This window comes from Algoriphagus sp. AK58, from assembly GCF_014324365.1.
Taxonomy (GTDB): domain Bacteria; phylum Bacteroidota; class Bacteroidia; order Cytophagales; family Cyclobacteriaceae; genus Algoriphagus.
This window is the reverse complement of record NZ_QEIG01000005.1, coordinates 92,978-115,120: the sequence shown is the minus strand read 5'-3', so window position 1 is coordinate 115,120 and position 22,143 is coordinate 92,978. Positions and strand designations below refer to the sequence as shown.

Annotated in this window: 13 protein-coding genes; 8 read left to right on the top strand and 5 right to left on the bottom strand. The window is 44.9% G+C overall.

Translation table 11 applies throughout. The annotated features are described in order from the left end of the window. Positions 1–3 precede the first annotated feature (3 nt). Complete coding sequence (ggt, locus tag DDT91_RS04215; RefSeq protein WP_187174889.1) at positions 4–1,707, top strand: gamma-glutamyltransferase; 1,704 nt, start codon at positions 4–6, stop codon at positions 1,705–1,707. Positions 1,708–2,268: 561 nt separating this feature from the next. Here ggt and galE read toward each other — a convergent pair. The 4 genes from galE to DDT91_RS04195 form a co-directional block, all read right to left on the bottom strand. Continuing rightward, complete coding sequence (galE, locus tag DDT91_RS04210) at positions 2,269–3,279, bottom strand: UDP-glucose 4-epimerase GalE (RefSeq protein ID WP_187174888.1); 1,011 nt, start codon at positions 3,277–3,279, stop codon at positions 2,269–2,271. Positions 3,280–3,341: 62 nt separating this feature from the next. Beyond that, positions 3,342–6,365 (bottom strand): PKD domain-containing protein, encoded by a 3,024-nt coding sequence (locus DDT91_RS04205; protein WP_187174887.1) that lies wholly within the window; start codon positions 6,363–6,365, stop codon positions 3,342–3,344. A gap of 146 nt (positions 6,366–6,511) precedes the next feature. Beyond that, the gene (locus tag DDT91_RS04200) at positions 6,512–9,649 is read right to left on the bottom strand and encodes a PKD domain-containing protein (RefSeq protein ID WP_187174886.1); all 3,138 of its coding nucleotides are present in this window, start codon (positions 9,647–9,649) and stop codon (positions 6,512–6,514) included. A 44-nt stretch (positions 9,650–9,693) separates the two neighbouring features. Beyond that, positions 9,694–12,840 carry a PKD domain-containing protein gene (locus DDT91_RS04195; RefSeq protein WP_187174885.1) on the bottom strand — a complete coding sequence of 1,049 codons (3,147 nt, stop codon included), beginning with the start codon at positions 12,838–12,840 and terminating at the stop codon, positions 9,694–9,696. Positions 12,841–12,994: 154 nt separating this feature from the next. Between DDT91_RS04195 and DDT91_RS04190 the strand changes: the two genes are divergently transcribed. The 7 genes from DDT91_RS04190 (at position 12,995) to DDT91_RS04160 (ending at position 21,553) form a co-directional block, all read left to right on the top strand. Next, positions 12,995–14,614, top strand: coding sequence for an ABC-F family ATP-binding cassette domain-containing protein (locus DDT91_RS04190; protein WP_187174884.1), 1,620 nt, complete (start codon positions 12,995–12,997; stop codon positions 14,612–14,614). Between the two features lie 11 nt (positions 14,615–14,625). Further along, positions 14,626–16,023: a sodium:solute symporter family protein gene (locus DDT91_RS04185; protein WP_187174883.1), complete on the top strand. Its 1,398-nt coding sequence runs from the start codon at positions 14,626–14,628 to the stop codon at positions 16,021–16,023. After that, entirely contained in the window at positions 16,010–17,191 is a 1,182-nt protein-coding gene (locus DDT91_RS04180) for a class I SAM-dependent rRNA methyltransferase (protein ID WP_187174882.1), read from the top strand. The genes DDT91_RS04185 and DDT91_RS04180 overlap by 14 nt, the downstream gene beginning before the upstream one ends. A 67-nt stretch (positions 17,192–17,258) precedes the next feature. Beyond that, entirely contained in the window at positions 17,259–17,693 is a 435-nt protein-coding gene (locus DDT91_RS04175) for a hypothetical protein (protein WP_187174881.1), read from the top strand. Positions 17,694–17,782: 89 nt separating this feature from the next. After that, positions 17,783–20,164, top strand: a complete 2,382-nt coding sequence (locus DDT91_RS04170; RefSeq protein ID WP_255502017.1) for a TonB-dependent receptor — start codon at positions 17,783–17,785, stop codon at positions 20,162–20,164. A 12-nt stretch (positions 20,165–20,176) separates the two neighbouring features. Next, complete coding sequence (locus tag DDT91_RS04165; RefSeq protein WP_187174880.1) at positions 20,177–20,773, top strand: hypothetical protein; 597 nt, start codon at positions 20,177–20,179, stop codon at positions 20,771–20,773. Positions 20,774–20,956: 183 nt separating this feature from the next. Beyond that, complete coding sequence (locus DDT91_RS04160; protein WP_187174879.1) at positions 20,957–21,553, top strand: hypothetical protein; 597 nt, start codon at positions 20,957–20,959, stop codon at positions 21,551–21,553. A 61-nt stretch (positions 21,554–21,614) separates the two neighbouring features. Here the strand turns inward: DDT91_RS04160 and DDT91_RS04155 are convergent, their stop codons facing one another. Continuing rightward, positions 21,615–22,121, bottom strand: coding sequence for a hypothetical protein (locus DDT91_RS04155; protein ID WP_187174878.1), 507 nt, complete (start codon positions 22,119–22,121; stop codon positions 21,615–21,617). Between the last annotated feature and the right edge of the window lie 22 nt (positions 22,122–22,143).

Below are 22,143 nucleotides of genomic sequence, written 5' to 3'. Positions count from 1 at the left end.
TGTATGAGCTCCTTCAAGAACTTCTGTTTTCTCGCACTTGCCGTGTCTTTACCCTTCCTGAGCTTCTCCCAAGACCGGGTTACTGGCAAAACTTTCACTACCCGATCTGAAGTCATCGCCCAAAATGGAATGGTCGCGACTGCACAACCTCTAGCTACCCAAGTGGCTTTGGATGTGTTGAAAAAAGGCGGTTCGGCCATGGATGCCGCCATCGCAGCCAATGCCATGCTGGGCTTGGTCGAGCCCAACGGCTGCGGCATCGGTGGAGATGTCTTTGCCATCATTTGGGATGCCAAAACCAAAAAGCTTTATGGCTTCAATGGAAGCGGTCGCGCTCCTGAATTACTGACGATGGATGTTTTCAAGGAAAAGGGATTAAGTACCGTACCCTTACTCGGTCCTCTTCCAGTTTCAGTTCCTGGTTGCGTGGATGGATGGTTTGAGATGCACAAGCGCTTTGGAAAGCTATCCATGCAGGAAATCCTCCAGCCTTCCATCGAATATGCCAACAATGGCTTTCCCGTCACTGAAGTGATCGCTTGGCAGATGGATCACATGTGGCCGGAGATGCAGGATATTCCCGGTTTCCGAAAAACCTTTATGCCAAATGGCAAAAACACCCCGAGAAAAGGGGAAGTATTCAAAAATCCTGACTTGGGAAGAACCTATTCATTGATCGCAAAAGAAGGACGTTCCGCTTTTTATGAAGGTGAAATCGCCCGAACCATCGACCGGTTTATGAAAGAAAACGGGGGCTATCTCCGCTATGAGGATTTGAAAAAACACACCTCCGAGTGGGTAGAGCCCGTCAGCACCAATTACCGGGGCTACGATGTGTGGGAGCTCCCACCCAACGGACAGGGAATCGCCGTCCTGCAAATGCTGAATATACTAGAAGGCTATGACATCCAATCCATGGGCTTTGGCAGTGCGGAATACCTGCACGTGCTGACCGAAGCCAAGAAATTGGCTTTCGAGGATCGGGCAAAATTTTATGCCGACCCGGCATTCAATCAAATCCCGGTTGAGAAATTGATCTCCAAAGAATACGCGGCCGAGCGCCGAAAACTCATTGATCCCAACAAAGCAGCCCTAGCCTACCCTGCCGGAGAAATCGAAAAAGGCAACACCACCTACCTGACCGTAGCGGACAAGGAAGGCAATATGGTCTCCTTTATCCAGAGCATTTACGATGAGTTTGGATCGGGCATGGTGCCGGACGGATTGGGTTTTGTACTCCAAAACCGCGGACAACAGTTCAATGTGCAGGATCCCAACCACTGGAATTCCTTGGCCAAAGGCAAGCGTCCATTTCACACGATCATCCCGGCCTTTATCACCAAAGATGGGGAACCTTACATCAGTTTCGGCCTGATGGGCGGTTCGGTACAGCCCCAAGGCCATACCCAGATTGTGGTCAATTTGATTGATTTCGGCATGAACCTGCAGGAAGCTGGCGATGCTCCACGTATGCGGCACAACGGTTCCTCGGAACCCACCGGCTCAAAAATGAGCAATGGAGGTTCGCTGAACTTAGAAAGCGGCTTTTCCTATGAGGTGATCCGACAACTCAAGGAAATGGGCCATCGGGTAGAATATACCGTAGGCCACTACGGAGGGTACCAAGCCATCTATTACGACAAAGTCAACAAAGTCTATATCGGCGCCTCCGAATCCCGAAAAGACGGACAAGCGGCTGGGTATTAAAATTTAGGCTAAAGCCCAGATGATTTTCTGGATATTCTGGGGAATGGGCTAAAGCCACATTCCTATTTAAAGGATCGTATTCCAAACTTTGAATTGCCTCCACCTTTAGGTGGGGGAAAAGAAGGATCACTCATTATTTCCGGGCTTTAGCCCAATGCCTCAACTCCCAACAGCTCCTCCAAATTTTTAATTTGGAGGTCCTATCCTTGAATTTTAAATCCAGAGGTAGGTTCTCGAGATTGGAAAATAAAGGAGGTGGATTTTATATCCATACTAATTGGGCTAAAGCCCAGATGATTTTCTGCATATTCTGGGGAATGGGCTAAAGCCACATTACTATTCAAAGGATCGTATTTCAAACTTTGAATTGCCTCCACCTTTAGGTGGGGAAAAGAAGGATCACTCAATATTTCCGGGCTTTAGCCCAATGCCTCCGCTCCCACCAGCTCCTCCAAATTTGCAAGTTGGAGGTCTTATCCTTGGGGTTCTATTTCAATAAGACTGGGTTTTGAAGCTACAAACCTCCAGAAGCAAAAAAAAGCGGGCCTAAACCCGCTTCTTTTACCCCAAACTCTTCTGCCAATTCCAGCTATCCCGCATAGAGTCTTCCAGGGAATACTTGGGATACCAGCCAAGCACTTGGTTGATCTTGGTGGTGTCCGCCCAGGTCTTCACTACATCTCCCGGTCTACGTGGACCGATCACGTAGTTGAGCTTCTGTCCGCTCACTTTTTCAAAAGCATGGATTACTTCCAGTACGGTATTTCCATTTCCCGTACCCACGTTGAAGACATCATAAAAATCTGAACCTTTTTCAGCTAGGTACTGAAAAGCCTTCACATGAGCATCAGCCAAGTCCACGACGTGAATGTAATCCCTCACGCAGCTTCCGTCTGACGTGTCGTAGTCATTGCCAAAGACGGTTAATTTCTCCCGGATACCCGCTGCGGTTTGGGTGATGAAAGGCACGAGGTTTTGTGGAGTACCGATGGGCAATTCCCCAATTTTACTGCTTGGATGAGCACCAACCGGATTGAAATAGCGCAAGGAAATGACCCGGATTCCCGGTTTGCTTTTCACATAGTCCATCAAAATGTCCTCACAGATTTTCTTGGTATTGCCATAAGGGCTTTCCGCTTCTTTTCTCGGAGTTGCCTCGGTCACCGGCAACACATCCGGCTGACCATAGACCGTACAAGAAGAAGAGAAAACCAGGTCGTGGATCCCTTTTTCTTTCATTACCTCCAATAGGACTAGAAGCGAACCGACATTATTTTGGTAATACTTCAAAGGAACTTGGGTGCTCTCACCAACGGCTTTGAAAGCTGCAAAATGAATCACGCCTTCGATCCGATGCTCCGTGCATATCTTTTCTAAAAGTGATTGGTCATTGCAATCCCCTTTGTAGAAAACGAACTGCTTACCGGTAATTTCCTTCAGACGATGCAGGACATCTTCATTGGAATTGGACAAATCGTCAAGGATTATTGGCTCCATCCCTGAATTCCATAACTCTACAGCGGTATGGGAACCGATGTATCCGGCACCGCCTGTAATCAAGATTTTTTTCATTATCGACGAAAAATTTGAATGGGCAAAGCTATTCAAATCCCCGAATTAGAAAATGGATAAACTTATCGAATAAGGGTAAATGTCCCTGTTTTCTCTGAGGTGGTCCGAATCCCTTCCAACAAATAATCATATCGAATCAAATAAGAATACGAACCCAATGGGGCTTCCACCCCTTTTATGGTCCCATCCCAACCTTCCGATCCGGCAAAAATCATTTCTCCCCATCGGTCCCAGATGATAAGCTCGTAAGAAATCCTGCAATTGGATACGGGCTGAAACAACCCTTGATCAGGATAGAATCCTGTGGGCATTCTCAGCTGAGGCAGGGCTTGCCTGATGGTTGCCATCCCTATGGCCACACAGCCTTTTGAATCGGTAACCGTATAGCCAAAATCCCCCGGAGGCAAATCAGTGATTTTGGCACCTGTAGCCCCATTATCCCAAACCACCTCATAAGGCTCAAATCCTCCGGTGATTTGTAGTTCCAAAGCCCCATCCTGGCTTCCTTCGCATCCTGGTCTTACCACAATAGGCTCCACTAACATTTGATCTGGCCCTATCATTTCTGCATCTACCGGGATGAAACATCCTCTGCTATCCTGAATGCTTAATAGGTATTTCCCCTCACCTACCCCAATGACTTCCAAAAATGTACCATCCCAACGCGACTCAAAACCAACCACAGAATAAGGTGGAGTTCCTCCTTTCAATTTCAACTTAAACAGTCCATCTGATCCACCAAAACAGGAGTTTTGTATCACCTGAATAGAGCCATCCAATCGGATAGGCTCAGGATTTTTTAGCTCAAAACTCATTTTTTCCAATGCACAGCCTGAGGCATCCTGCACAATCACATCATAAGTTCCGACCGGCAAGCCACTTGCAAATTCTGATTGAAGCTTGGCATCATGGGACCATTGATAGGTATATTTTCCAGAGCCCCCGGAAGGCCGGAGACGGATGCTTCCATTGGATTGGCCCTGGCAAGCAGGATTCAAAACCTCAGCCACTTCTAGCTTAAACTGGGGATAAATTTTCACTTCCAGCACTTCAGACACACCAGCACAGGCTCCATTTACCGTGCTGACTTCTTCATAAAAAATAGTTCTGGAAGGTGAATTCAAATCCCACAATACCTCCACTTTGGCCGTATTTTGACCACCAAGAATTTGGCCTCCTACGATCTCCCAAGTATACGACCTTCCCGAGGTCTGAAATGGAACTTCATAAAATAATGGAGAATTGATTCCACAAAGCCCTGAGCTTCCTTTAGGTAAAGCAGGTTCTAGGGAATCCGTGATTTCAACCTCCATTTCAACCGATTCTCCAGGACAACCCGCTTCAGTATATGGGATCGCTTTGACTTTTGCTGCTGTGCCTGTGGCTCCCCATTTTATTTTGATCTGATTGTCCTTTTCCTCCAACACAGTACCACCCACTACCTCCCATTGAATACTTCCAACTTGACCTGCATCCTCCAGTGTGTACACAAATTCATCAATCAGAGGACATACCGTATCCGGACCTTCGAGCTGTCCCCCCACTTCCTTCACTTCTACTTCAAATCGGAAAGTTTCCTCGCTATCACAGTTTCCATCACCGGTAGATGCCAACACGGTAACTTCAAATTTTCCGGGTTTTTGAAAAATATGGCTCACCTTTTTTCCATCCTTTACGGCTGAACCATCCCCGAAACTCCAGGTAAAGTCCTTGAACCCCGGAAAATCGGGGAAAATCTCCCAGGATCCCTCCTCACCCAAACAAGCTACTTTGTCTCCCGTGACATCAAAATTATACTTCGTTTCCGTCTCAAATTGGATCGCGTCCAGGCTTGCACCGACAGGATAAGCATAGGACTCCACGGCCCCTGAACCATACACATAGGCGATAAAACCCTCCTTATTTTGCAATCGGTTCGCACCTTCATTGACCACAATACTTGCGTATTCAAAAGCGGGGTTTGTAGGAACAATCTTAAATTGATTGCCCACGGGTTGTCCGTTGAGAATGGTTTGATTGGAAGTTCCTTTTTTGACAATGATGTTGACGAGGTGACTTCTGATCCAAGTGATTTTCACTGCCGAAAAAACGACATCCTTCATCATCTGATTGACAGGACTCAACGTGACTAGCGAAGGATCTCCGTATCTGGAATAAGGATCGCTCTGATCGTTACAATTCCCACTTTTGGCAATCATGGAGACCGATGCAGGTTTAGAGGTTTCTACAGCTACGATATCGTTTCTTCCAAATTCAAAAATTAAAAACTTCCCCTGATTGATGGTGCCTCTGACTTGCCCATTGACTTTGACCTGAGTATTGTCCTGAGATGCCAGGACCTTGATGATCTCCCCGGAGGTTCGGTCGGCTAATGGAATATGGATAAATGATTTCCCCCAGGAGTTCACCGGGTAGGATTGCTGAAACAAATGGTCCCCGGAAGTAGCGCAATTGTCACCTGCACTGGTCATTTTATTCCCTCCAAACACTGCAATATTTTTACAATCCCCTTCGGAACCATTAAGAACCCGAACACGGGTACCTGTAAGGTCTCCTTGATCGGATTTTAGCTGAAAGGTCTGGCCTGCATCAAGTTTAATCTGAACTGGTGCTCCGGCTGGCACTGGTCTACCATTGAAATCTATCCTGGCACTGGGAAGTATTTCCACTTGGGTTTCGTCTTCCACAGCTACAATCAACAGGGCACTTTCAAAATTTCGGTTAGTCGGAGCGATATCCAATCCAGGCTCAAACAAATCAAAATGGGAGGTGATATAATAATCCTTGCCCAGAGCTGTTAAAGGCAAAATCACAGTACCGTCTGCACTGGCTTGTCGCTTATTAAATGCATGTACGGCCACATTTCCTGTAGAATTGATATAGATACTCTTCTCCTCCGTCACTCCTGAGGAGCGATGCAACACAAAGTCTTTAGCCTCTTCAAAATCCTGGATGAATTGCTGTCCGGGCTCAAGATCAAAAAAGTACTTCTTATTGCTATATTCAATGTATCCCGTTGCTTTCTCATCCGCTGTTACAATCACTGAGGCGGTGACGGGCAAAAATGAGGTTGCATTATTTTCCATGAACCCCAAATAAAACTCCTTTCCCAAGGTATTTAATTGGGCAAAAGCTACCAATGATTGTCCCAAAAGAACAACTAAAAGGAAAAGGTTCTTAAGAAATTTTGAATTGGAAAACATGGAACAGCCCCTCTATCGATCGCATTAATTTACCTGATTAAGGTGAAAACTCCTCGGTTTGAGACTTGTTCGGGAATTCCTTCAATTGTGTAAGAATAGGTAAGCTGATAGGTATAGGATCCGACTGGAGCATCATTTCCTCTGACAGTACCATCCCATCCTTCATTTCCCAGATATATTACCTGTCCCCATCTATCCCAAACCTGCAACGTAAAGTCGACCGAACAATTGGACACCGGGCCAAATAGACCATCTTTTGGCATGTAACCTGTCGGCATTCTGACTTTAGGAGCCGTTTCTCTGACTCGTCCATAGGAAGATACAATGCATCCATTGGCATCCATCACTGCTACTGAGTAAAATCCTGATGGCACAGCACTAAGCGTTGGACCTGTTGATAATTGGGATTTTGAGGATGCCGCACCCAAAATCGAGGGACTTCCATCACCCTCGGTCCAATTGATGAGGTAGGGAGGTTTTCCGCCACTAATATTAACGGTAAGGGCCCCGCTTGCCCCGCCTGGACAGCCTGGGGAAACTTCCGTAAAGGACAAAACCATGGGCTTATTTTCAGGGATAATCCCTGATACGGGTAAAGAACACCCCTTTGAATCCAAAATAAACAGCGAGAAATTTCCTGAAGAAAGATTTTTCACTTCCAACTCTTCACCGTTCCAGGTGGAATTGAAACCTTCCACGGAGTAAGGAGGAACTCCCCCACTGATTTTCGCACGGAATCCTCCATCATTGACACCGGCACAAGTAGTGGGCAAAATCTGTAACTCTCTGGTCAATCTCATGGCCGATGGGTCAGCAATGACGATTTCATGTTTTAGACTCCCGCAGCCGCTTTTATCCGAAATCGTGACCAAATAGCTTCCTGCTTTTAGGTTTGAAGCGATTGAAGATTGAAGATTTGGGTCGTGTGACCATGTGTAAATGTAATCACCTGAACCCCCTGAAACCTTTAATGAAACAGAGGCATTTGATTCACCGGGACAGGTAGGAAGAACCTTTTCGGCATCCAATACTTGGATCGGATCAAGTGAAACCACTTGCAAAATCTCAGAAACGGTCGAACAGGTAGGTGCATTCGCATCTGTGACCTTGTAAGAAATTTCTTTTACTGCAGCATCGAGGTCCCAAGTCACTTTCACCTCTGCTGGAGTGGCGCCGGAAGTAAATTGTCCGCCCTTTACCACCCATTCGTAGGTTGCAGAAGATGAGGGCTGGGGCACTTTGTAGGTGACAGGACCATCTATTATCCCACAAATGCCTGCAAGTCCCTCAGGAGCATCCAATAATTCCCCTTCACCTATCGCGACTTTCAATTCAATTTCCTTTCCAAGACACCGGGAATCGACATAAGGAATCGCACGGATTACGCCTTCTGTCTCTAGAGCATTCCACCTCACAGTAATGGAATTTTCAGTTTCTGAGACTTTCTGCCCTCCTACTACATCGAGCCACTTACCCTTAACTGAAGGATTATTCCCTTGGATGAGATAGGTAACCTCCAGGTCAGCACAGGATTTTTCAGGACCCGAAATACTAGCCTCCACTTCCGGTAGCACCTCAATTTCAAACTCATACTCCGTGTTGACATCGCAGGTTCCTTGACCCGAACTTGCCTGTACGATCACTTTATACTTTCCTGCAGCGGAATAGGTATGATTGGCTGTTTTCCCTTCCACCAAAGGAGAACCATCGCCAAAATTCCACTTAAAGAACTTGAAAATCTCGTCCTTGGGAAGAATCTCCCAAGAACTTTCAACGCCAATACAGGCCACTTCTTCCCCTGCCGTGGTGAACTCATATTTTACTTCCTCTGACGCATCGGGACCACCGGCTAGATTGAACCCTGCGGAATAGCCATAAGACGAACGCTGCCCCGCACCATAGACATAAATGATCGCTCCTTCCGGGCTTGAAAAAGTATTTTCAAAATCAACAACATTGACTTGGGCGTACGATAATTCCGGTTTTCCGGGATAAGGTTTAAACTGGGAAGTGATAGCCGCTCCGTTCAATCGGATTTGGCTTAGGGTTGCAGTGGGCGCGATGATATTCGCATTGTTATAAAATTCATTGACGGAGTAAAATACAATGTCCTTGACCATTTGGTCATTGCTTTGGTAGGTCAGCAAAAATGGATCTCCGATATTGTTGGCGAGTGTATTGCAATCTTGACTCTTTGCCAAAAGAGTAACCGAGGAGGGCAATGATGTTTCGATAACCCCAAAATCAGTGGTTCCAAATTCAAGAGTTAAAAATTCACCGGCATTCAACACTCCATTGCTAGTTCCGTTCACTTTTACCTCAGTACCATTTTGAGCTGCCAAGACCTTTACTATTTCTCCAGAAGTACGGTTTCGTAAGGGAACATGCACGAATGATCTACCCCAATAGTCAATTGGAATAGCCTGCTGGAACAAGTGATCCCCTGTCCTACCGCAAGAGCCTGCACTGGTCATTTTATTTCCTCCAAAGACTGCCAACTTTTTACAATTGCCCTCTGAAGGGTTAAGAATCCTAACACTAGTGCCTGTCAGGTCGCCCAAAGCCTTAATTTGATAAGTTTGACCTTGGTTCAGAGTCACCGTGAAGGGAATCTTTGCTGGCTTTCCATTAAGGGTAGCATGCGAAGGTGTAATTTCAACCTGTGTATTGTCTTCAGTGGCAATGATCAGAGCCGTACTCTCTGAATTGTCAGGCCCTGCACTGAGAGGACTAAAGTGTGCGGTTAAAAAATATGTATCCCCAAGGGCCGGAATCGGAAGAACCAAGGTGCCATCTGAGCTGTTCTGTCTGGAGTTGTAGGCATAAACCGAAACATTCCCACTGGAGGAAATAGAAATGGATTTTGATGAAACCGTCTCAGAATCACGGTGAATAACATCCTGAGTGGTAGAAAGGAACTCCTGAACAAACGATTCACCTTTGGCAAGAGAAAAAGGATAACTCTGGCCCTGATAGTCTACACTACCAGCAGCAGCTTCTTGGGCAGTGACCACGATCACAGCTTTATCGGCTTGGGTTGCCTTACGGTTATTTTCCATGAAGCCGACTATAAATTCTTTACCAACGGTGCTTTGAGCTATTGATGAAAAGCTCAGTAAAAATGAAATGCACACAAAAAAGAGGGTGAGTCTTTTGTGTTGCTTCATTTTTAAGAATAAGGATGTCTCAAATTAGTTATTGTTTGGGGTTATTATCTGATCAGGGTGAACGATCCTCTAATATTACTTACTTCTGACTTTTCTTCCAATTGAAAGTAATAATTAACTGAGTAGGAATAGGTTCCACCAGGTGCGAGCTCTCCAGAAATCGTGCCATCCCAGCCCGAATTTCCAAAATAGATCAGCTGCCCCCAGCGATTATAAATTGATAACTGGAATTCGGTCTCACAGTTTGAAACTCCCTTATATATTCCCGGTGTTTGCCTAGGATCAAATCCCGTAGGCATTCTGATTATGGGTACCGCCTCAGTAACTGTCCCCTCTCCCAAAGAAACACATCCAGCAGCATCCGTGACTTCTACCTCATAAGTCCCTTTCGATAATCCCGTAACCAACTGACCATTCAGAAGCGGATCACCCCAACGATAGAGAAAAGGCCCTGTATTTCCTGAAGGCAAGACAAACAATTCACCGTTTGATCCACCTGGACAGGCTGGTTTTTCCAAGCGTACATCCACAAGCAAAGGAGCAGGTGAGGTAACCTCAAAGTTGACTGGAATTTTACACCCATTGACATCTTTTACCTCCCAAGAGTACTTTCCCGAAGAAAGACCGGGAATCTTGATTTCTGAGGAAAATGAATTTATTCCTTCAAAATCAAGAGAATAGGGCGCTACTCCTCCTTCCACCAAAATTCTTACTTCTCCGTCACTTTTACCATAGCAAGAAGTCCCTTGAGGTAGAACTTCTTTAAGTTGAAGAAGAAGAGGTTGGGAAATCTCGATGGCTTCGATCAATCTTTCGCAGCCTAATTGATCGATGATCTTCACAGAATACAATCCTGCTTGGAGATTTGCGGCTTCCGGAGCATTGAGGGTAGATTGATGAGACCATTCAAATTTGTAAGGTGCTTGGCCGCCAGTCACTGTCAATTTGATCTGTCCGGTTGATTCTCCAAAACAGAGCACTGAGGTTACCGAAGCTAACTCTGCCTGAAAATCAGGTGCAACCTTCACTTCGATTGGAGGAGATTTTCCTTCGCAGGAATTATCCACCAAGCTGTATGCGGTGTATTCCACTATCCCTGTGATTCCGGGCTGGTCCCAGACCACTTCTGCTTGAGGCAATCCCTGTGAACTAACCAAGGTACCACCCGTGATAACCCATTCGTAACCTCGTCCAGGCTGTGCATTGGGAGCAGTGTAAATATGTTGGATAGTAGGATCAAAACAGACCTGCAACAATCCTGCAGCTTCAGTTACCTCTATTCTTTGGTTGATTACCACATTCAATTCGATAGGATTACCAGGACATCCGCTTTCGGTAAAGGGAATCATCCTCAAGACTGCATTGAGATTAGCGGGCCCCCAACTGACCAAAACAGAATCCTCATAAGATTCCAAAATCACTCCACCTTCTACTTCAAATTTCGCTGAACCAATGTTCTGTTTGTTTTTGATGCGGTACATCACCTGTTCCACGTCAGGACACACCGATTGCTCTCCAACAATCTCCGCATTGGTTTCCAATACCTGTACCTCAAAAGTTATGGTTTCCTGATCGTCGCAGGAATTGGGGCTGAGGGAAGCTACTACTTCGACTTCATACACACCTGGATTGGAAAAGGTATGGGTGACATCCTTTCCCGTTTTGAAAGGACTTCCGTCTCCAAAATTCCAAACGAAGTAAGTGAAATCGGGATTTTCGGGATTGATCGTCCAGTCTCCCTCTTGATTCAGACAGGCTACTTTTTCTCCTGTGACATCAAAATCATATTTGGTATCGGTGAGGAAGTTTAAATTGTTGAGTGCAGCTCCGGCGGCATATCCGTAAGACTCGATGTTTCCAAATCCATACACATAGGCCGCAAAACCCAAGGAATTAGACAAATTGTGTACTCCCTGGGAAATGGGAACTCTCGCGATCTGAAAAGAAGGATCGCCAGGCAAGGGAGAAAAACTGTTGGAAATGTTTTGTCCATCCAGCCTAGTAGAACCCTGATCGCCTGTCTTAACTACAATATTGACATAGTGATTGACGATGGAGGGAAGATTGATGGCATTGAAGGTGAGCTGAGTCAAAAACTGCTCCACAGGGCTGTAGGTGATCATAAAAGGATCTCCGAAATTGGCATTGGAAGAACCCGGCGCATTACAGGACTGACTTTTCGAAAACACAGTCACTGAAGAAGGTTTGGATGTCTCAATTTTAACCGATTCATCTGCCCCAAATTCAAAAGGCAGCCACTGACCTCTGTTGATTACCCCTCGGGCCGTTCCGTTTACCCGGATTTCGGTATTGTCCTCTGCAGCCAAGACCTTTACCAGTTCTCCCGAAGATCTTCCTTCCAAGGCAACATGGACAAAACTTGTTCCCCAGGAATTGACCGGGTAGGCCTGCTGAAAAAGATGGTCATTGGCATCCCCGCATGCCCCTACTGAGGTCCACTTATTACCCCCGAAAACAGCAATTTTTTTGCACTCATCTGCATTGTCTCCCACTACTCTCACCCTCGAACCCGTCAGATCTCCACGGGCTTTGATTTGATAACTCTGTCCACGATTGAGTGTGATTTCATAAGGTGTTCCCTTTGGATTTCCGGAAATGGAAGCTTCGGCAAGGGTAATTTCCACCCGGGTATTTTCCTCTGTGGCCACTACCAGAAGAGTAGACTCATTGGACTGATTTAAATTATTCTGTGGATTGATTTCAAAATGGGAGGTGATGTAATGGTCTTTTCCCAATGCTCCCAAAGGAAGTACGACCGTTCCATCCGCACTTCTCAGCCGTTCATTAAATGCATGCACAGCAACTTTGCCCGTGGAAGTAATTCGGATGCCTTTGTTCTCAATGACTCCTGAGGTCCTATGAAGCAGATCTATGTCAAGGGAAGAAACCCTAAGGGTATACTGTTGACCTGCTCCTAGAGAAAAGGCGGTCGAACTACCCAAGTATTCAATCGCACCAGTGGTGTTTTCACTGGCCGTGATCAACACAATCCAATAATCAGGAGCACCGGGACTGTTAAAACTTGCTGGAACCCGGTTGTTTTCCATAAATCCCACCCAAAACTCTTTTCCCACTGTGGAAATCTGAGCCACCCCAGTAAGAACTGGAATAACCCCTGCTAACAGAAGAAATAGTGCTTTAGATAAAATTTCCCGGATACTCAATCTCATGTTTCACTAATAGATTTGACAATATAAATAACCCACCCAACTAATTCTCATCGATTTCTATCAATTGGAAAATTAGCGGTAGATGTGGGGGATTTTGGTCAACCAAAAAAATATAATTACCTATCTTTGCGCCTCCCAAAACCGGAATACACACATGATCTCAGTAGATAATTTATCGCTCAAGTTTGGCAAACGAACACTTTTCGAAGATGTCAATTTAAAATTTACCCCCGGCAACTGCTACGGGGTGATCGGGGCCAACGGGGCGGGCAAATCCACTTTCTTGAAGATCCTTGCCGGTGAGATTGATTCCACCTCCGGTGCTATCAACATCACTCCCGGACAACGAATGGCTGTTTTGAAGCAGAACCATTTCGAGTTTGATGAGGTAGAAGTGTTGAAAACAGTCCTGATGGGTCACAAGAAGCTTTTTTCCATCATGCAGGAGAAGGACGCCATCTACATGAAAGCAGACTTTACTGAAGAAGACGGCATCCGTGCTTCCGAATTGGAAGCGGAATTTGCTGAAATGGACGGTTGGAATGCGGAGTCGGATGCAGCAGCACTTCTTTCAGGCTTGGGAATCACCGAAGACCTGCACTATAGTCTGATGAAAGACCTTGCCGGTAATCAAAAAGTACGGGTACTCTTGGCACAGGCTCTTTTTGGAAATCCGGACATCCTGATTCTTGACGAACCTACCAACGACCTGGATGCAGAAACCATCGTGTGGCTGGAAGACTTCCTGATCGATTTCAAAAACCTCGTGATTGTCGTTTCTCACGACCGTCACTTCCTCGATACCGTTTCCACCCACATTGTAGATATTGACTTCGGAAAAATCAAAATCTACTCTGGCAACTATACCTTCTGGTACGAATCTTCTCAACTTGCCCTGAAGCAGCGATCCGATCAAAACAAAAAGGCGGAAGAAAAGCGAAAAGAACTTCAGGACTTTATTGCCCGATTCTCTGCCAACGTTGCCAAATCCCGTCAGGCGACCGCCAGAAAGAAAATGCTCGAAAAACTCAATGTGGACGAGATCGAGCCTTCCAGCAGAAAATATCCAGGGATCATCTTCAAACCTGAGCGTGAGGCCGGTGATCAGATCTTCATGACCGAAAACCTTGAGCTGAAAGAAGGAGGAGTTACCTATTTTACTGACGTCAACCTGATGGTAGATAAGGGTGATAAAATCGCCTTCATATCAAAAACCAAGCAAGCGGTCAACAAATTTTTCCAAACCATTATGGAAGAAGGCAAACCCACAAAAGGAAACTTCAAGTGGGGAGTCACCATTAATAAGGCCTATTTGCCAAATGATAACTCAACCTATTTCCAGACTGACCTGAACTTGATCGATTGGTTACGTCAATACTCTACCAATCAGGAGGAAGCATACGTGAGAACCTTCCTAGGCAGAATGCTCTTCACCGGTGAGGAAACGTTGAAAAAATGTACGGTGCTTTCCGGAGGTGAAAAAGTCCGCTGCATGATCTCCAAGATGATGCTTCAGAACCCTAACCTCTTGGTCATGGACGAACCTACCAACCACTTGGACTTGGAATCGATCACCGCCTTCAACAATGCCATCATCGAGTTTAACGGTACCGTATTGATGTCCTCCTATGACCACACCTTTGTGCAGTCCTCCTGTAACCGGATCGTGGAATTCACTCCTAGCGGCACCATAGACAGAAGAATGCCTTACGATGATTATTTGGCAAGTGCTGAAATCAAGGCGCTTCGTGAAAAAATGTACGGCAAAAGCTAAGCTCCACCACCTTGCTGCTCACTGCGATTATCATCTATCTTGCATTGACTGTAGCTGTAGGAGCTTGGTCTTCCAAGTTGGTCAAAAACTCCAACGACTTCGTATTGGCAGGGCGATCCCTGCCTCTTTTTCTTTCTGCCTCGGCCCTTTTTGCTACCTGGTTTGGTTCAGAGACCATTTTTGGCGCTTCTTCGGTGTATTTGGAGGAGGGATTACTAGGTGTGATCGAAGATCCCTTTGGCGGAGCATTATGCCTGGTGCTGTTTGGGATGTTTTTCCTGAAGCCCATGTACCGTATGAATGTGCTGACCATCGGTGACGTATTCAAAAAGATTTTTGGAAAGCGGATTGAATTTTTCGCCTCCATCTTTATGATTCCTGCTTACTTCGGCTATGTGGCGGCCCAATTGGTGGCCTTGAGCCTGGTATTGGGAGCGGTGACCGACCTGAGCATGACCGAGGGAATATTGATTTCCGCGGGAATCGTGGTGTTCTACACTTTCCTCGGCGGAATGTGGGCGATATCCATCACAGACTTTATCCAGACCACCATGATCGTGGTAGGTTTGCTTTGGGTCGCTGTGATGGTGGCTAAAGAAGCAGGAGGAGTGGGAGAGATTTTCGCACAGGCACCTCCGGAGAGCTTTCAGTTTTTCCCTGAGTCCACCGTTTCCGGTTGGACCAAATACCTCGGAGCTTGGATTATCCTTGGCTTAGGAAGCATTCCTTCCCAGGACATCTACCAGCGCGTGATGTCTTCCAAATCAGAAAAAGTAGCGGTCCGGTCCACCTATTTGGCGGGGGCATTTTATCTCAGTTTTGGATTGCTACCGCTGTTTATTGCCTTGGGAGCAAAAGTTCTATATCCGGAGCTTTATCTCGAAAATAAGCAAATGCTACTGCCCTCCATGGTGCTTCAGCATGGAGGAATGCCGGTGCAGATTGTCTTTTTCGGCGCTTTGATTTCCGCAATCATGAGTACCACGAGTTCCGGATTATTGGCTCCTTCGGCAATCATTTCAGAAAACCTCATCCGGCCTTACTTTGGTAGAAAGCTTAAAGACCGTCATTTCCTCTGGATTTTAAGGATCAATGTGGTAGCCGTCGCACTGATTGCTATCCTGATGGCAAGTTGGAAATCCAATATATACGAACTAGTCGCGGGCGCCTCCATTTTGATGTTGGTTTCCTTATTTGTTCCGCTTACAGCCGGTCTTTACTGGAAAAAAGCCTCCAAAATGGGAGCCTTGATGTCCATGGTATTCGGAATGATCGTATACCTTGCTTCAGAAAATTACTTACAAACTGAGGAGTCCCACCTCATTGGCCTTTTTGGCAGCGGGCTATCTATGTTGGTAGGCAGCATGCTCTTTCCAGATAAAACCAATTCTAAGTATGAACTATCCTAAACTGATATTACAAAAGGGAAAAGAAGTCTCTTTGCTAAGAAGGCATCATTGGGTCTTTTCCGGGGCGATAGCCAAAACAGATCCCGGAGTGGAAAATGGGGATTTGGTTGCGGTGTATTCCTCCAAAACTGAATTTCTGGGAATCGGGCATTTTTCCCAAGGATCCATCATGGTCAGGATCATATCTTTTGAGGAAAGAGTCATCGATCAGCAATTCTGGAAGGAAAAAATTACTTCAGCCTTTGAAGTAAGAAAAGCATTAGGACTGACTGAAAATCAAGAAACTAACGTCTATCGATTGATTCATGGAGAAGGTGACGGATTGCCGGGATTGATCATTGATTTTTATAATGGCACAGCTGTCATCCAAGCCCATCATGTGGGAATGCACCGTCACAGTCAAGAGATCGCGGAGGCTTTGAAAAGTGTCTATGGAGACGGCTTAAAAGGTGTCTATGACAAGAGTGCAGAAACCCTTCCCAAAAATATGGGAATCGAATCCAACGAATGGATTTGGGGGAAAGCAGAAACCGACTTGGTGAAAGAGTATGGAGCTGCATACCGAATCGATTGGGAAAAGGGCCAAAAAACCGGCTTTTTTATTGATCAGCGTGAAAACAGAAAGCTGGTTTCCTCCTACTCAAAAGGTAAAAAAGTACTCAACACCTTTTGTTATTCAGGAGGATTTTCCGTTTTGGCTCTGCAGGAAGGAGCCTCGGAGGTGCATTCGGTAGATATTTCTTCCAAAGCCATCGAGCTGACTGAGGAAAACGTGCGCTTGAATTCGGGCTTCTCAGGAAAGCACGAGTCCATCGTAGCAGATGTGGTCAAATACATTCGGGAGATTGGTGACGATTTTGACTTGATCATTTTGGATCCACCTGCCTTTGCCAAAAACCTCAAAGCCAGACACAATGCGGTTCAAGCCTACAAGCGCCTGAATGCCGAAGCGCTTCGCAAAATCAAGCCGGGAGGAATACTTTTCACTTTCTCATGCAGTCAGGTAGTGGACAAAAGTCTATTTACACATACCATCACAGCAGCAGCCATGGAAAGCAAACGAAAAGTTAGGATCCTACACCAACTCTCCCAACCTGCTGATCACCCCATCAATATTTTCCACCCAGAAACCGAATACCTTAAAGGTCTGGTTCTCTTTGTGGAATAAGTTTCAAACAATTTAAGCCTTAACCTATTTTCATTTCTGCTAATTTCACGAAACTAAATACAACACTATGTACATCGGACTTCAACACGCTCACTCAGGAATGGCCTATTTGGCCCTTTTAGGCTTGGTCGTTGTCATTTTCTGGGCTTTGTTTGGTTCACTCTCCGGAAGGGAATTCCAAGAAAAAGACCGAAAAATCGCCATGATCGCTTTCATCCTTTCTCACATCCAGCTACTTCTTGGACTGATTCTCTACTTCGTCAGCCCGCTTGGATTTTCACTTTTGACAGGAGGCGGCGCAATGGCTGACGCAGCGTCCAGACTGACAGCTTTAGAACACCCGCTAATCAACATTGTGGCGATTGCAATTATCTCTGTAGGATATATCCGCGCTAAAAAACTTGAACAGTCAAGATCCAAATTCAGAAGTATCTATATGATGTATGCCGTGGGATTGTTGCTTATCCTAAGCCGAATTCCTTGGTCTGCTTGGTTAGGTTAATCCTACGATTACTACCCATCAAAAACCGGCTTTAAAGCCGGTTTTTTTTGTTTAAATCGGTATCGATTTATCCAAAAATAAGTTACCCTATGCCAAAATTCCCTCTGAAAAAACTTTTTGCAACTTTGTTTCAAAAACTTTGGTTTAATAAATATTCTCCTCCTACTTTTGCAACAATGATTCAAAAGGTCATTTTCTCCATTGCCTTATTCGCATTTGCTGTCACTCAGGTTTCAGCACAGAAGTGTGATTTAGTCCTTCGGGGAAAAATCCTTCACCTGGAAAATGACCAGCCGATTGAAGCGGCATATGTCTGGATTTTAGAAACTCGAACAGGAGCAGTGACAGATCAAAACGGAAACTTTGTCATTCGAGAACTATGCCCAGGAACATACACGGTAACAGTCCAATATTTGGGTCATAAAGAAATCAGGGAAACGATTAACCTAAGCGGAAGCACGACCAATCAAACCTTCAAGATGCAGGAAGAATCGATGGATCTGTCGGGAGTAGAAGTACATGGGCATAGGGATGCCGTCCAGACCACCACAGCAGTGACTTCACTGTATGGGGAGGCCCTGCTTCAATCCAGAGGTGAAAGCTTGGGTGAAAGCCTGAAACGTGTAGCCGGGGTAACTACTTTCTCAACCGGCAACACCATTTCAAAACCAGTTATTCACGGGCTTCACAGCAATCGAATCATGATTCTAAACAATGGAATCCGCCTGGAAGGACAGCAATGGGGTGCTGAACATGCCCCTGAAATAGATCCCTTCTTGGCTGATGAAATCACCGTGATCAAAGGGGCTGAGACTGTAAGATTCGGTCCGGAAGCCATGGGTGGTGTGATTCTCGTCAATCCTCCTACCCTTCCTACAAACAAGAAACATACCACTGAACTCAACCTGCTTGGAGGAAGCAACGGCAGAATGGGCAATTTCGCCGCTTCGCACTCCGGAGGGTCAGAGAAAATCCAAGGATTGGGTTACCGAGTCCAAGGTTCGGTAAAACGTGCAGGAAACATCCGGACGCCAAACTATTATCAGGCAAACACGGGAATGGCAGAATACAACTTCTCCGGCTCGATTGGCTACAGCTCCAAAAAGCTAGGAATAGAAGGCTATTACAGCTATTTCGATACCGAAATCGGAATTCTAAGAGACTCCCACACCGGGAACTTAACAGATTTGATCGAGATCATCCAAAATGGAGAACCCTTTATCAAGCCGGATTTCACTTATGAAATCAACAATCCCAAACAAGTGGTATCCCATCACTTGGCCAAGCTGAAAGCGCATTACCACCTTAGCCCTGAGATGAAACTCAACTTTCAGTATGGCTTCCAATTGAACCAGCGACAAGAGTTTGATCGAAGGAGAGGTGAACTGAATGCTCGTCCAAGCCTCGACCTAGAGTTGTTTACCAATACACTTGACATTTTTTTGGACCACAGCCGCAAATCCAGCTGGAGCGGTTCGGTGGGAATCAATGTCATCCAACAAGCCAACAGTAACATTCCAGGTACAGGCGTTACGCCGTTGATTCCCAATTACGACATGGTCAACGGTGGAGTCTACCTCATGGAGAAATACCTGAAAGGTCCGCTAGAAATAGAAGGTGGGATACGCTATGATTTTAGAAAAGTAAGCGCTGCACGATTTATTGGAAACGAACTGCAAGAGGCGGAATTAGACTACCAAAACTTCTCGGCTTTTCTTGGTGGGCTATACCAATTAAGTCCCTATTTCGCCTTTACCACCAATCTAGGTACTGCTTGGAGACCACCAAATGTCAATGAATTATTTAGCCAAGGACTTCATCATGGAGCAGCTGCAGTTGAGATCGGGGATCCCAATCTCAACTCTGAAAAATCCCTCAAATGGGTCAATGGACTGGAATATGAAGGAAAAAAGGCCTCAGTAGAATTCACAGCCTACTTAAATCAAATCAACGATTACATCTACCTTAATCCGACTGGAGAAACCTTTGTCAGCTTGAGAGGGACATTCAATGTGTATGAGTACTTGCAAGCAGACGCATTCTTTTATGGATTTGATCTTTCAGGAACCTATAGTTTCTCTGAAAAATTCAATGGCTACCTGAAAGGGTCCATCATTCGGGCAAAAAATACTGAAACTCAAACCTATTTTCCTTTTATCCCATCTGACCGAATGGACTGGGGACTGGCTTATTCCTTTGGAAACCTGGCGAATCGAATTACCCTAAGCAATGTTCTTGTGGCAAAGCAAACCCGCGAACCCGAATTTGATTTAGCTCCTGCCCCTCCGGCTTACGCTTTGTTTAATTTGGGATACAACAGGAAATTTAAACTAGGTGAAAATCAATTCAATGTGGGACTTCAGGTAAACAATCTACTGAATACCGAATACAAGGAATACATGAATCGATTCAGGTACTTTACCGCAGACATGGGAAGAAACATTTTACTTAAACTCAATTACCAATTCTAACTATCAATTATTATGAAAAACCTACAAAAACTACCCCTCTACCTATTTGCTGTCCTTACTTTGGGATTTGCATCTTGTGAAAGTGAAGATCCTGAGAAAGAAAACGAAGGTGAAGTCATCACTGATGTCATCCTAAAGTTTCAGGAAATTGATGGATCAAATAACCCAGTAGGCAGTTCCTTCTCCTTCAAGGCAAGTGATTCACAAGGTATCGTGGTAGGTGGCGCTCCAACCATAGAAACCGTTACACTTACAAGAGGAAAAAGATACCAAATGAATATTGAGGTAAGAAACTCAATCGAAAATGAAGATATCACACAAGAAATCATTGAAGAAGCAGATGAGCATCAGTTCTTCTTCCTCGGTTCAGCGTTCACCAGCAATATTCTTTCCATCTCCTATGCAGATCCAGGAGGAAAATTGATTGGAGTGCAGACTAGATTGACGGTATCCTCTTCTCCAGGAACTAACAACACTTCCATGAGAGTGGTACTTAGACATGACTTAAACAAGAGTTTTTCTGGTGCTAGCAATCCAAATTTTGAAAACTTTGTTCAGGCAGGAGGAGAATCTGATTTAGACATCACCTTCCCTATTATTATCAACTAAGTAGTCACTTAAAAGTCTTAAAAGCAGCCTGATTAGGCTGCTTTTTTTGTATCCACCAATCTCATTTTTGGAATCTATAGATGTCTAGGGGAACCTATTGTCGAAACTCTTCGTAACAAATAGAGATTTTCGTACACTGTAAGTTGAAATTATAATTTTTTCAAACCCAAGATATCCAGATCCATGAGCAACATTCAAAGATTAAACATTTTGTTACTTGGTGTACTCTCGTTAAGTTTTGCTTCCTGCAATAGCGAAGCACCTGTATTGGAAAATGACCGGGAATTGATTACGGATTTAATTCTAACATTCGTTGAAGTCAACCAAACAATTACACCTATCGCCCCCCCATTATACTTTAAAGCAAGTGACTCACAGGGCATAGGAATTGGAGGATCACCTACCATCGAAGCTATTACATTGGATCGAAATAAGACCTATTTAATGACCATCCAAGTGCTGAACAGCATTGAAAATATTGATATCACGGAGAACATTATAAAAGAAGCGGATCAGCATCAGTTCTATTTCTTAGGCCCGGCATTTTCATCCAACATCATTGCAATATCTTATGTGGATCCAAGCGGAAAAAGTATCGGTTTGAGAAACATCTTAAGTACAACTAATTCGCCTGACACGAATAATACCATTTGGAGAATTGTTTTAAGACATGACTTGGATAAAAAATTTCTGGGTGCAAGTAGTCCAAATTTTGAAAACTTTGTTCAAGCCGGTGGTGAGACTGATTTAGATATCACCTTCCCTGTGATATTGAATTAATCCCTCAAAAACAAAAGGGTGAATCAGATCTGACTCACCCCTTTTTAAGGTCTTTATTTGATCAAAATTCATTCCCACAAATGGCCAAGTTTTCGAGTTCAAATTTGGCTGCCGACTTAGGCCCAACATTTCCTGACACCAAAATCACTCCATAATCAGGTCCTTCATTGGCCAAATGGATTTTGACATGGCCGTCAAACGATTTCATCGATTCAAAGTTGAGTTTGGAACCATCAGACAATGTTCCCAAAACGGTTACTGATTCAAGGTTTCTCGCAGAAACTGGATTCAATAAAAAAGCAATTGGGCTGTCCTTCTGATCATAACTTCCGAAGTGTAAATGCGCAGGATAGGAATAGTCTGTGTTAGTTTTAGATCCATCCAGTCGAAGAGTGAACTCCAAACTCCCATTGACCAATTCTCTAGCAGTCAAATTACCATTGAAATTGTAAGTACTGGATTGATACAGCTGAAACTCCAGCTGATTTCCGGTGTATTTACCTTCCTCCTGTTCGGAGCAAGACAAAAAGAAAAAAGCAGCGATAAAGACAAGAAGTAACTTTTTCATGGATTGTCTGTTTTCAGGTAAA